The sequence below is a fragment of the Roseomonas sp. WA12 genome, assembly GCF_054165765.1.
This window is the reverse complement of sequence record NZ_CM135108.1, coordinates 1002886-1015990: the sequence shown is the minus strand read 5'-3', so window position 1 is coordinate 1015990 and position 13105 is coordinate 1002886. Positions and strand designations below refer to the sequence as shown.

At 69.4% G+C, this 13105-nt stretch carries 9 protein-coding genes and 1 tRNA gene; 6 read left to right on the top strand and 4 right to left on the bottom strand.

Annotation, left to right across the window (positions count from 1 at the left end):
* Positions 1–100: 100 nt before the first annotated feature.
* The 4 genes from gltB to ACVBD7_RS04870 all read right to left on the bottom strand — a co-directional run bounded on the left by gltB (position 101) and on the right by ACVBD7_RS04870 (position 7831).
* Positions 101–4618 (bottom strand): glutamate synthase large subunit, encoded by a 4518-nt coding sequence (gene gltB, locus ACVBD7_RS04885; protein WP_458096376.1) that lies wholly within the window; start codon positions 4616–4618, stop codon positions 101–103.
* Between the two features lie 16 nt (positions 4619–4634).
* Positions 4635–5177, bottom strand: a complete 543-nt coding sequence (locus ACVBD7_RS04880) for a DUF2059 domain-containing protein (RefSeq protein WP_458096375.1) — start codon at positions 5175–5177, stop codon at positions 4635–4637.
* Positions 5174–6610, bottom strand: coding sequence for an NAD(P)-dependent oxidoreductase (locus ACVBD7_RS04875; protein WP_458096374.1), 1437 nt, complete (start codon positions 6608–6610; stop codon positions 5174–5176). Before ACVBD7_RS04875 ends, ACVBD7_RS04880 begins: the two co-directional genes overlap by 4 nt.
* Before the next feature lie 216 nt (positions 6611–6826).
* Positions 6827–7831 carry a complex I NDUFA9 subunit family protein gene (locus tag ACVBD7_RS04870; protein ID WP_458096373.1) on the bottom strand — a complete coding sequence of 335 codons (1005 nt, stop codon included), beginning with the start codon at positions 7829–7831 and terminating at the stop codon, positions 6827–6829.
* Positions 7832–8047: 216 nt separating this feature from the next.
* Here ACVBD7_RS04870 and ACVBD7_RS04865 point away from each other — a divergent pair.
* From ACVBD7_RS04865 to rpoN, 6 genes are all read left to right on the top strand, one after another.
* Positions 8048–8134 (top strand) — tRNA-Leu (locus ACVBD7_RS04865).
* A 47-nt stretch (positions 8135–8181) separates the two neighbouring features.
* Entirely contained in the window at positions 8182–8847 is a 666-nt protein-coding gene (locus tag ACVBD7_RS04860; RefSeq protein WP_458096372.1) for a ribonuclease D, read from the top strand.
* Positions 8848–8937: 90 nt separating this feature from the next.
* Positions 8938–9714: an LPS export ABC transporter periplasmic protein LptC gene (gene lptC / locus ACVBD7_RS04855; RefSeq protein ID WP_458096371.1), complete on the top strand. Its 777-nt coding sequence runs from the start codon at positions 8938–8940 to the stop codon at positions 9712–9714.
* On the top strand, positions 9714–10781 hold the full coding sequence (locus tag ACVBD7_RS04850; RefSeq protein ID WP_458096370.1) for an LptA/OstA family protein: 1068 nt from the start codon (positions 9714–9716) through the stop codon (positions 10779–10781). Before lptC ends, ACVBD7_RS04850 begins: the two co-directional genes overlap by 1 nt.
* Positions 10778–11530, top strand: coding sequence for an LPS export ABC transporter ATP-binding protein (gene lptB / locus ACVBD7_RS04845; protein WP_458096369.1), 753 nt, complete (start codon positions 10778–10780; stop codon positions 11528–11530). Before ACVBD7_RS04850 ends, lptB begins: the two co-directional genes overlap by 4 nt.
* Before the next feature lie 67 nt (positions 11531–11597).
* Positions 11598–13061 (top strand): RNA polymerase factor sigma-54, encoded by a 1464-nt coding sequence (gene rpoN, locus ACVBD7_RS04840; protein ID WP_458096368.1) that lies wholly within the window; start codon positions 11598–11600, stop codon positions 13059–13061.
* Positions 13062–13105: the final 44 nt, after the last annotated feature.

Sequence of the window (13105 nt, the reverse complement as noted above, 5' to 3'; positions counted from 1 at the left end):
GCGGCGCAAAGCCTTGTTGTGTCAGTCTTTGTGCTTTGCGTGACAGGATCGACACGCGGCTTCGGTCAGGGGCCGGCCCGCGGGCCGGCCCCGTTGGGGTTCACTCGGCGGCCAGCAGCCGGTCGGTCATCGGCTGGGGCAGCAGCTTCGCGTAGTCCTTCGGGACGACATGCCAGAAGGCCTCGCGCTCGGCATTCCAGTCATTGAGGAGGCGAGCGGCGAGGCGGGAGCCGGTTTCCTGTACGTGGCGGGCCACCAGGTCCCGCAGCACGCCTTCCCAGTGGGAAGACGCGAGGCGTGACCAGAGCAGGGTGTCGGGGTTCAGGCGGCGCTCAAAGGTGTTGTCCGCGTCCCAGACGAAGGCGTGGCCGCCGGTGAAGCCGGCGCCGAAGTTGTCGCCGACGGCGCCGAGGATGACGACCGTACCGCCGGTCATGTACTCGCAGCCATTGGCGCCGATGCCCTCGACCACCGTCGTCGCGCCGGAGTTGCGGACGGCGAAGCGCTCACCCCCCTGCCCTGCCGCGAAGAGCTCGCCCGCCGTCGCACCGTAGAGGACGGTGTTGCCGACGATGGTGTTCTCCTCCCAGACGAAGTTGGAGGAGGGGCCGGGACGGACGGTGATGGTGGCGCCTGACAGGCCCTTGCCGACGTAGTCGTTGGCGTCGCCGAGCACCTCCAGCTTCAGGCCGCGGACGCCGAAGGCGCCGAGGGACTGGCCGGCGCTGCCGCGCAGGCGGACGGTAAGATGGCCGGGCTGCAGGCCGGTCATCCCGAACTGGCGCACGATCATCGAGCTGGTCTTGGTGCCGATGGCGCGATGCGTGTTCTGGATGTTGTACTGCAGCTGCATCTTCTCCCCGCGGGAGAAGAGGGCGGCGGCGTCGCGGATCATGTCCGCGTCCAGCGTTTCCGGCACCTCGTTGCGGCCTTCCAGCGTGCAATGCGCGGGGTGGCCGCCGGCATCGGCCTGGACCAGAAGCGGGTTCAGGTCGAGGTCGTCGAGGTCCTCGGCGCCCCGGGAGACCTGCTTCAGCAGGTCGGTGCGGCCGATGATGTCCTCCAGCTTGCGGAAGCCGAGCGAGGCGAGGATCTCGCGCACCTCCTCCGCCACGAAGGAGAAGAGGGAGATGACCTTCTCGGGACTGCCCTCGAACTTTTTCCGGAGGTCCTCGTCCTGCGTGCAGACGCCGACGGGGCAGGTGTTGGAGTGGCACTGGCGGACCATGATGCAGCCCATCGCCACCAGCGACGCGGTGCCGATGCCAAATTCCTCCGCGCCGAGCATGGCGGCGATCACCACGTCGCGGCCGGTCTTCAGGCCGCCATCGGTGCGGAGCTTCACGCGGTGGCGGAGGCGGTTGAGCAGCAGGACCTGGTGGGTCTCGGATAGGCCCATCTCCCAGGGAAGGCCGGCGTATTTGATCGAGGTGACGGGCGAGGCGCCGGTGCCGCCGGAATGGCCGGAGACGAGAATGGCGTCGGCCTTCGCCTTGGCGACGCCGGCCGCGATGGTGCCGATGCCCGAGCGGGACACCAGCTTCACGCAGACGGTCGCCTCGGGGTTGATCTGCTTCAGGTCGTAGATGAGCTGGGCGAGATCCTCGATCGAGTAGATGTCGTGATGCGGCGGCGGCGAGATGAGAGTGACGCCGGGCGTGGAGTGGCGGAGCTTCGCGATGAGGCCTGTCACCTTGAAGCCGGGAAGCTGGCCGCCCTCGCCGGGCTTGGCACCCTGGGCGACCTTAATCTCGATCTCGCGGCAGTTGTTCAGGTACTCGGCCGTGACGCCGAAACGGCCGGAGGCGATCTGCTTGATCGCGGAGTTCGCGTTGTCGCCATTCGCGCGGGGCTTGGCGCGCGCGGGGTCCTCGCCACCCTCGCCGCTGTCGGAGCGGGCGCCGATGCGGTTCATGGCGATGGAGAGGGTTTCATGCGCCTCGGGGGAGAGGGCGCCCAGGGAGATACCGGGCGCGAGCAGGCGCTTGCGGATCTCGGTGATGCTCTCGACCTCCTCGAGCGCGATGGGCTTTGCCACAGGCTCGCGGAAATCGAGCAGGTCGCGCAGTGCCACGGGCGGCAGCTGGCGAACGGCATGGGTGTAGCGCTTGAAGGTCTCGTAACTGTCGGAATCCACGGCCTTCTGCAGCAGGTGGATGAGGCTGCCCTCGAAGGCATGCGCCTCGCCGCGGCGGCGGAGCTTGTAGAGGCCACCAACGGGGAGGACGACGGCGCCCGCATTCCAGGCGGCGCGGTGCATGTCGAGCACGCGGCGGGCGATGCCCGACAGGCCGATGCCGGAGATGCGGGACTGGGTGCCCGGGAAGAACTCGGCGACGAGGGCGCGCGACAGGCCGATGGCCTCGAAGTTCATGCCGCCGCGATAGGAGGAGAGCACGCCGATGCCGATCTTGGACATCGTCTTCAGCAGGCCCTTGTCGATCGCCTTGCGGTACTTGGCGACGCATTCCTCCAGGCTGAGGCCGGGGAAAAGGCCGCGGCGGTGGCGGTCGGCGATGCTTTCCTGGGCGAGGTAGGCGTTCACCGTGGTGGCGCCGGCGCCGATGAGGACAGCGAAGTAGTGCACGTCCATGCATTCCGCACTGCGGATGTTCAGGCTGGTGAAGGTGCGGAGGGAGTGGCGCACGAGGTGGGTGTGCACGGCGCCCACCGCGAGGATCATCGGGATACAGGCGCGCTCGGGGCTCTGGCCCTCATCCGAGAGAATGACATGGGCGTGGCCGGAGCGGACGGCTTCCTCGGACTCGCGGCGGATGCGCTCGAGGGCGCGGCGCAGGCCGGGCTCGCCCTCGCTCACCGGGAAGGTGGTGTCCACCTCGGCGGCGGTGTCGCGCATATAGGCGCGCATGGCGGAGAACTCGGCGTTCGACAGCACGGGGCTGTCGAGCATGAGCATGTCGCACTGGGTCGGGTCCTCGTCGAGGATGTTCCCGAGATTGCCGAGGCGCGTCTTGATCGTCATCACCCGCGTCTCGCGGAGTGAGTCGATCGGTGGGTTGGTGACCTGGGCGAAGGCCTGGCGGAAGTAGTGGTGCAGGCCGCGATACTGGCGGGAGAGGACGGCGATGGGGGTGTCGTCGCCCATGGAGCCGATAGCCTCGGCGCCCTCCTCCACCATCGGGTGCAGGATCGCTTCCAGGTCCTCGAGCGTGTAGCCCATGGAGAGCTGCCGACGGCGCAGCGCCTCACCCTCCAGCGCCGCGGTCTCGCGGCGGTCGGCCTTGACGATCTCGTCGATGCGGGTGGTGCGCGCGGTCCAGTCGCCCCAGGGCTTGCGGCCGGCGAGCATGTCCTTCAGCTGGCCGTCATCGAGGAACTGGGCGCTGTCGAGGTCCACGGCGATGCACTGGCCGGGGCCGAGGCGGCCGCGGGTGAGGACCAGGTCCTCGGGGACGCGGACCATGCCCGTCTCGCTGCCGACGACGAGCATGCGGTCGGCGGTGATGGTGTAGCGCATGGGGCGCAGGCCGTTGCGGTCGAGGCCGGCAACGACCCAGCGGCCGTCAGTGGCGGCGATGGCGGCGGGGCCGTCCCAGGGTTCCATGACGGCGTTGCAGTACAGGAACAGCTCCTGATGCGCCTGGGGCATGGTGGCGTTGCTGCCGATGCTCTCGGGGATGAGCATGGCCTTGGCCATCGGCGCGTCGCGGCCGGCACGGACGAGGAGTTCGAAGACGTTGTCGAGCGACGCCGTGTCGGAGTTGCCGGCCTGAACGACGGGCTTGATGTCCTCCATATACGGGTCGAGCAGCGCGTGGGAGAGGCGCGTCTCGTGGCTCTTCATCCAGTTGACGTTGCCGTGGACGGTGTTGATCTCGCCGTTATGGGCGAGCGTCCGGAAGGGCTGGGCCAGGCGCCAGGTGGGGAAGGTGTTGGTGCTGTAGCGCTGGTGGTAGATGGCGAAGCGGGAGATGAAGCGCGGGTCGGTCAGGTCGGGGTAGAAAACCGACAGGCTCTCGGCCAGGAACATGCCCTTGTAGATGATCGAGCGGCAGGAGAGCGTGCACAGGTACAGGTCCGGGATCTGGGCCGCGATGGCCTGCTTCTCGATCCGGCGGCGGATGACGTAGAGGTCGCGCTCGTAGAGGTTCTCGTCTCGCTGCTCGGGATCGTAGATGAGAATCTGCTCGATCTCGGGACGGGTGGCGTTGGCCTTTTCGCCGATGCACGTGACGTCGATGGGCACCTGGCGCCAGCCATAGATGCCGTAGCCGGCGTTCAGGATCTCGGTCTCGACGATGGAGCGGCACCGCTCCTGCGCGCCGAGATCGGTCTTGGGCATGAAGACCATGCCGACACCGATGCGGCCGGAGCGGAGCCTGTCGCCGCCATCGGCGACAGCCTGGGCGAAGAAGTCCTGCGGGATCTCGACATGGATGCCGGCGCCGTCGCCGGTCTTGCCATCGGCGTCCACGGCGCCGCGGTGCCAGACGGCCTTCAATGCATCGATGCCGGCCTGCACGACATCGCGGCGGGCGCGGCCGTCGAGAGCGGCGACGAGGCCGACGCCGCAGGCATCGTGCTCGGTGATGTCGATATGCGCCTCGTCGCGGAGGGCGGCGGCGTTGCGGATGTGCTGGGCGACGTAGTCGGTCATTTCGTGCATCCTCTCGTCAGAGGGTCAGGCCACGGGCGCGGAGGGCGTCGCGGTGCTTGGCAATGGCGTCCTGCGCCACCTGCTGGCCCCAGCGCATGCCGAGCGACATCAGGTTGTTCATGACCTGCGGCGTTACGGCGACCATGCGCTTGCCGATGGCGGAATCGTAGAAGGCGGTCAGCTCGCGCAGCTCGGCGGGGGTCATGGCCGTGGCCCAGGCCTCGGCCATGGCGTCGGTCATCTCGGGCTGGCGGCGGCGGAACTCGGGCATCAGCACCTCGTCCACCACGGCCATCACCTCCTGCGGGGGCTTGCCGCTGGCCTGGGCGATGGCGAGGGCGAGCTGGCGGTTCATCTGCGCCATCACCTGGTCACCCAGTGCGGTGGCGCCGCTGGCGCGAAGGAGTTCGCGGGCGGCGGCGCGGCCTTCCTCCGTCATGGGGATGGCGGGCGCGGGCGCCGTGGGTGCCGGGGTTGCGGGGGCCGGGGTTGCGGGCGCCTGGGCGAGCGCGGGGGATGCGGCCAGCAGGGCGGCCGCGAGAAGGGTAATGCGCATCATTCGGCCGCCTGGGAGAGGGTTTCGCGGGCTGCGACGTAGTCGGCGATGCGCTCGGCCACGTCGCGGCCGTCGCGGATGCCCCAGACGACGAGAGAGGCGCCGCGGACGATGTCGCCGGCGGCGAAGACGCCGGGCAGGCTGGTCATCATCGTGCGGCGATCCACGGCGAGCGTGCCCCAGCGGGACACCTTCAGGCCTGGCTCGGCGAACATCGCGGGGAGGTCCTCGGGGTCGAAGCCAAGGGCCTTGATGACGAGGTCGGCGGGCTCGAGGAAGGAGCTGCCGGGAATGGGCTCGACCTGCTGGCGGCCGGTCGCATCGGGCAGGCCGAGATGCATCTTCGTGACGCGGACGCCGGTGACCTTGCCACCGCCCTCGAAGCCCTCGGGCGCGGAGAGCCAGGCGAAGCGGACGCCCTCCTCCTCGGCGTTGTGCACCTCGCGCATGGAACCGGGCATGTTGGCCTTGTCGCGGCGGTAGAGGCAGGTGACGGAGGCGGCGCCCTGGCGAATGGAGGTGCGGAGGCAATCCATCGCGGTGTCGCCGCCACCGATGACGACGACGCGCTTGCCCTCGGCGTTGAGTGCGCCGGAATCAAACTCCGGCATGTCGTCGCCCAGGCCCTTGCGATTGGAGGCGGTGAGGAAATCCATCGCGGGGACGACGCCGGCGAGGTGGGAGCCGGGAATCTCGATGTCACGGGCCTTGTAGACGCCGGTCGCGATGAGGACGGCGTCGTGGCGCTCACGGAGTTCGGCGACGGTGACGTCGCGGCCGATCTCGCAGTTCATGTGGAAGGTGATGCCGCCTTCGGCGAACTGCGCGGTGCGGCGGGTGATGACATCCTTCTCCAGCTTGAAGTTGGGGATGCCGTAGATCATCAGCCCGCCGGCACGGTCGTACCGGTCGTAGACATGGACCTGCCAGCCCATGGTGCGGAGCTTCTCGGCGGCGGCGAGGCCAGCGGGGCCGGCGCCGATGATGCCGACGGAATGGTCCAGTTCGCGGACGGGGGTAGGCGGCTTGACCCAGCCCTTCTCCCAGGCGGTGTCGTTGATGTAGCGCTCGACGGCGCCAATCGTGACGGCCTCGAAGCCCTTCTCAATGACGCAGTTGCCCTCGCACAGGCGGTCCTGCGGGCAGACGCGGCCGCAGATCTCGGGGAAGGTGTTGGTGGCGGAGTTGACCTCATAGGCCTCCTCCAGCCGGCCTTCGGCGGTGAGCTTCAGCCAGTCCGGGATGTTCTGCTGCAGCGGGCAGTGGACGGAGCAGAAGGGCACGCCGCACTGGCTGCAGCGGCTGGCCTGTTCGGCGGCGCGGGCGGGGTCGAAGCGGGCGTAGATCTCGTCGAAATCCTCGCGCCGGACGGTCGCGGCGCGCTTCTCGGGTGTCTGCTGCGAGAGGCGGACGAACTGGAGCATGCGCTCGGCCATGGCGCGATCCTTGCCTGAACGAAATCAGGCCGAATGGGGTGGTGACGACATGCGGGCCACCGAGGCCCGTTTCGGGGGCGTTTTGCCATGCCGAAACGGGGCTTGCGAGACCTAACTGGCCGTTACGTCAGGAGCACTGACATTTTATTGCTCAGATCGTCATCGGGTTGGTTGAGAGTGGCTTGCAACAGCGCCTAATAGGTCCGAATCGGACCTTCACCCCGCAGAGGGGTCGTGGCGTTCTCCGCCGCGGCGGTAGCGGGCCAGATAGCTGGGAAGCACCACCTCCATCGCGGTGGGCTCGATCCCGAGTTCCTGCAAACCGGGGGTGCCTGATGTCGCCACGTTGTCGTGGCGAAGGAGGATGAGTTGGTCGCGGGTGAGCGGCGGGTTGGGCAGCCAGCCCGTCATGCGCGCGATGAGGCCGGCCAGCCCGGCCGGCATCTCCACCACCCGGCGGCGGCGGCGGACGATGCCGAGCATCTCCTCCATCAGGGCACGGAATGTGGCAGCGCGTGGGCCGGCGAGTTCATAGGTGCGGCCGGCGGCCTCGGGGTGGTCGAGGGTAGCCATCACGGCATCGGCGACGTCGCCGACATAGATGGGCTGGAAGCGGGTGTTGCTGCCGACGACGGGGAGAACGGGCGAGATCCGGGTCATGGCGGCGAAGCGATTGAAGAAATCGTCCTCGGGGCCGAAGACGACGGAGGGGCGAAGGATCGTAGCGGAGGGAAAGGCCGAGAGAACGGCCGCCTCCCCTTCCGCCTTGCTGCGCGCATAAAGGCTTTCAGCTGCCGGGTCGGCGCCGATGGCGGAGAGGTGGACGAGCCGGGGCGTGGGGGAATCGGTGCCTGCCCCCACTCCGTTGAGGGTGCCGGCCTTTGATCCGCTGGCGGTGGTGGCCGCGGTGGCGCGGGCGATGCGGCCGGGGAGCTCGCCATGAATGCGGGCGAAATCGCCGGGACGGCGCTCGGCGAGGATGCCGACGAGGTTGACCACCACATCCGCGCCCGCGACGGCGGTGCGGATATGGGCGTCGTCCAGCGCCCCGGCGCCGACGGGAACGATCTGGCCGGTCCTGCCCTGGGTCATGAGGCCGCGCACCGACTCCGGGCTGCGGGTGACGATGCGGACGACATAGTCCCGCCTCGCCAGGCGCTGGACGACGTGCCCGCCGATGAATCCCGTGCCGCCGAACACCACCGCAACCCGTCGCGTCATCACCGTCTCCGCATTCCCGATCCCCGAGACTTAGGCGCACCGGGGCGCCGCGCAAACCAGCGGCCTGCTAGGGATGTGGCTCGTCGGCGGAAAGCGCGGCCGATGGCGTAGGGAGGGTGCCGTCGGAATCCCGCAGAACCCGCCTTGACGACTGCCGCGCCTGCAAATAGAAGCCCGCTCCACGCCGCCGCGATGACGGAGGCGGCCGACCCCCCTGCCCAGGTGGTGGAATTGGTAGACGCGCTGGCTTCAGGTGCCAGTAACCGCAAGGTTGTGAAGGTTCGAGTCCTTTCCTGGGCACCACTCCCCGGCCAGTAGCCGGGGCGATAGAGCGGGTGGAACGCTCCCCGATGGGAACCGCCCTCTTCATGTCGAACCCCATCTATTTGCACCGGGATGACCTGCCGGACGGGCTCTCGCTCGGACCGGTCGTTGCCGTGGACACCGAGACGATGGGGCTGGATCCGCGGCGGGACCGGCTGTGTCTGGTGCAGCTCTCATCCGGTGATGGCACCGCGCATTGCGTGCAGATCCGGCCGGCGAGACTAGGTGGGCCGCCACTGCGCAACGGCCATGCGGATTGCCCGAATCTACGCGCGCTGCTTTCGGACCCCGGCGTGGTGAAGTTGTTCCACTACGCGCGCTTCGACGTGGCGATGCTGCAGATGGCGCTGGGCGTGGAGGTAGCGCCGGTGCGCTGCACGAAGATCGCCTCCCGTCTCGTGCGAACCTACACGGACCGTCACGGGCTGAAGGAGCTATGCCGGGAGCTGCTGGGGGTGGATATCTCCAAGCAGCAGCAGAGCAGCGACTGGGGAGCGGCGGAGCTGACACCGGAGCAGCTGGCCTATGCGGCTTCCGACGTGCTGCATCTTCACGCCCTCTGGGCGCGGCTGGAGGGGCTGTTGCGGCGGGAGGGGCGGTTGGAGCTGGCCGAGGCCTGCTTCCGCTTCCTGCCGGTGCGCGGCGCGCTCGACTTGCTGGGTTATGCGGAGACGGACGTCTTCTCGCATTGACCACGGGCTGCAACACTGTGGCACGATTCTTGGTTGTAGTGATTTTCCATTCGCGTTGACCGCTTCGGCGGGCGGCTCCATACAGAGGGGGTGAGCGCCCGAGCCCCCTCGCCTGCCGATGCCGTGCCGAACGGCGCCCAGGACCTTGATGGTGCCCGGGCACCAGGCGGGGCCGCGCCTGCGGGCCAGGGTCTGCACCCCGCTTCCGAGGCATCCGCTGCCTTCCCGGAGTGGCGGGAGCGGCCGGTGCCGTCCCGCGCGCGGCGGTCCTACACCAGGGGCTCGATCCTTCGGCGCCGTGTGATGGTGCGGTTCCTCAAGTACTTGCTGCCCGTGGGGGCGCTGGCCCTGCTGAGCGCCATCGTGCTGTGGCCGGAATTCGAGCGCGAGGGCGAGAATGCACGGCTCTCCTTCCGCCGGATGAGCCGGGTGGCCCCGGATTCCGTGCGGGTGGTGGACCCCCGCTACCAGGGCGTGGACGAGCAGGGGCGGCCCTTCAACGTCACGGCCTTCACCGCTTCGCAACAGGGCAGCACCAATGTGGTGGACCTGGACGCGCCGCGCGGGGACCTGATGCTGTCGGGTGGGGGATGGATGCTGGCGGAGAGCCGGACGGGCCGGTTCGACCGAACCGCGAACATCCTGGATATGCGGGGCGACGTGACGATCTGGCAGGACGACGGAACCCTGATCGAGACGCAGGAGGCGCGGGTGGACGTGAAGGGCGGCAATGCGGAGGGCGACCGCCCGATCGCAGCCCAGGGAAGTTTCGGCACGGTGACGGGCGAGGGCTTCCGCTTGCGCGATCGCGGGGCCGTGGTTGTGTTCACCGGCAATGCCCGCGCGGTGCTGGAGGGCGGGCAGTGATGCCGATGCGCAACCGCCTTCTGGCGCTGCTTGGCCTGGCGCCACTGGCCTTCGGCCCGCACGCGATGGCGCAGCCGCTGGACCTTTCCGGCGGCGGGCCGGTGGAGGTGACGGCCACCGAGGGCATCGAGTGGCGGCAGAACGAGCAGGTGGTTGTGGCGCGCGGGAATGCCCGCGCGGTGCGCGAGGGGGTGACGATCGACGCGGCGCGCCTCATCGCCCGCTACCGCCAGCGCGCGGGGACGCGGCCGGCCGCGGCGCCCGCGGCGGGTGGCGCGGCACCCGCCGATGCGCCGGCCGGGGACAGCCCGCTCTCGGGCGGCGAGATCTGGCGGCTGGAGGCGGAAGGCAATGTCCGCATCAGCAGCGCGACCGACAACGCGCAGGGCGACCGCGCGGTCTATGACATGGACCAGGCCGTCATGGTGCTCACCGGGCGCGACCTGCGGCTGGCGACGCCGAGCGACACGATCACGGCGCGGGACAGCCTGGAATACTGGTCCGCCCGCCGCATGGCGGTGGCGCGCGGGGCGGCCAAGGTGGTGACGGCCGACAACCGGCAGATCATGGCGGACACGCTGGTCGGCTATTTCCTGGAGCAGGCGCCGGCGGTGCAGCCGGCGGCGGCCCGCGCGGGTGCGGCGCCCGCGCCAGCCGGGCCAGCGATCCGTACGCCGGGCACGGCACCGGGCGCGCCCGGTGCACCGCGGCGCGTGCCTGGTGAGGGCTCGAAACTCGACCGGGTGGAGGTGTTCGGCAATGTCGAGATCCGGACCGAGGCCGAGGTCGTGCGCGGGGATCGTGCCGTGTACAGCCCCGTCTCCGGCATGGCGCGGGTGCTGGGTTCCGTGCGGATCACGCGCGGGCCGAACCAGTTGCAGGGGCAGGAAGCCATCGTGAACCTTCGCAGTGGCGTGTCGCGCCTCGTCTCGGCGCCCGGACAGCGGGTGCAGGGGCTGGTTCTGCCCTCCTCGGGGCAGGACGCGCCGGCGCCGGGCGGCGCGGCACGGCCGGCGCCCGCTGGTGCGGCGCGGCCGGCACCGGCAGCTGGAGGACGCCCGCGATGAGCGGTTCTGTCCGGTCGATGCCGGGGGATTCGGGTCTCGTCGCCCGGTCGCTCGGCAAGCGGTACAAGAAGCGGCCGGTGGTGAAGGGCGTGTCGCTCAGCCTGCGGCGCGGCGAGGCGGTGGGTCTGCTCGGGCCGAACGGCGCGGGCAAGACTACGACTTTCTACATGATGACCGGGCTGGTGCGGCCGGATGAGGGGCAGGTCTTCCTCGACGGGCACGACGTGACGATGTTGCCCATGTACCGCCGCGCGCGGCTGGGGCTGGGCTACCTGCCGCAGGAGGCCTCGATTTTCCGTGGCCTGTCCGTGGAGGACAACATCCGCGCGGCGCTGGAGGTGGTGGAGCCGGACCGCGAGCGGCGCGACGGGATGCTGGATTCGCTGCTGGCGGAGTTCGGCATCGCGCATCTGCGTCGCTCCCCTGCCCTGGCGCTTTCAGGCGGCGAGCGGCGGCGCTGCGAGATCGCACGCGCGCTGGCGACACATCCCGCCTACATTCTGCTGGACGAGCCGCTGGCAGGCATCGACCCGATCGCGGTGGGCGAGATCCGCGACCTCGTGAAGCACCTGAAGAACCGCGGTATCGGCGTGCTCATCACCGAGCACAATGTGCGCGAGACGCTGGCCATCATCGACCGCGCTTACATTCTGCATGACGGGCAGGTGCTGATGGAGGGCGACCCGCAGGAGATCGTGGCGAACGAGGCCGTGCGGCGCGTCTATCTCGGCGAGAAGTTCAGCCTGTGACGGCGGCCGGTTCCTTCGGCGCTGAAGGACCGGCGCATCCCGCTTCCCTTTGGGGGAGCGGCCGGTAGTGGTCTCCCTCTCGCCACGGCTGGACTTCCGCCAGACGCAGCAGCTGGTGATGACGCCGCAGCTGCGGCAGGCGATCAAGCTTCTGCAGTCCTCCAACCTCGAGGTTTCGGCCTTCGTGGAGGAGGAGCTTGAGCGCAACCCGATGCTGGAGCGCGAGGAGGGCAGCGCGCCCGCAGCCCCCGTCGCGGTGGAGCCGGACTGCTTCGAGGCGGCATCCTCCCCCACCATGTCGGAGGAGGCGAGCAGCCCGATCGAGGCAGACTGGTCCTCCAGCTACGAAAGCGGGGATGCGCTGTATCCCGCCTCCCGCGGCGCGCGGGCGGACGCCTGGGATGAGGACGGGCGGAGCCTGGAGGAGATCGCGGGGGAGCGCCCGCGTTCCCTGCGAGAGCTGTTGGCCGAGCAGGCACGGCTGGCCTTCGGCGATGTGCGGGACCGGCTGATCGCCGGACAGATGATCGCGCTGCTCGACCCTGTGGGGCGGCTGGCGGTGACGGACGCGGCCATCGCGCAGGCGCTGGGCTGCGAAGAGGCCGTGGTGGCGGCCGTGCGGCGGCGGATGCAGCGCTTCGACCCCTGCGGGCTGTTCTGCGCCGACCTGAAGGAGTGCCTGGCGGTGCAGCTGGCGGAGCTGAACCGGCTGGATCCCGCGATGCAGGCGATGCTGGACAATCTGGAAATGCTGGCGCGGCGGGACACGGCCGGGCTGCTGCGCGTTTGCGGCGTTGATGCCGAGGATCTGGCGGGCATGGTGACGGAGATCCGCCGGCTGAATCCCAAGCCCGGGGTGGACTCGGATGGGGATGTCGCGCCGCTGGTGGTGCCGGATGTGCTGATGCGGCGGCTGCCGGACGGCACCTGGATGCTGGAGCTGAACCCGGAGACGTTGCCGCGCGTGCTGGTGAACCGCGGCTTCCACGCGACCGCCCATACTGGCACGCGCAGCAAGGAGGACCGGGCGTTTCTCGCCGAGAAGCTGCAGGCCGCGAACTGGCTGGTGCGGAGCCTGGAGCAGCGGGCCAACACCATCCTGCGCGTGGCCGCCGAGATCGTGCGGCGGCAGGAAGGATTCTTCCGCCACGGTGTCGGTCAGTTGCGGCCGCTGATCCTGCGGGATGTGGCGGACGAGCTCGGGATGCATGAGAGCACCGTCTCCCGCGTGACCGCCAACAAGTACATTGCCACCCCCCGCGGGACGCTGGAGCTGAAGTACTTCTTTACAACTGCGATTGCCGGAACGCATGGCGGGGAAAGCTTCTCCGCAGAGGCAATCCGGCACCGCATTCGCGATATGGTGGGGGCGGAAACGGCGGAGGACGTGCTGTCGGACGACGCCATCGTCGAGCGGCTGCGGGCCGAAGGGGTGGATATCGCGCGGCGGACGGTGGCGAAGTACCGGGACGCGCTTCGCATTCCATCCTCGGTGCAGCGCAAGCGGGAGAAGCTTACGCCAACGCTCTAGGGGCGTTCGTGGCTCCAGAAGGGAGAAGAAGGTCTCCTCTCTTC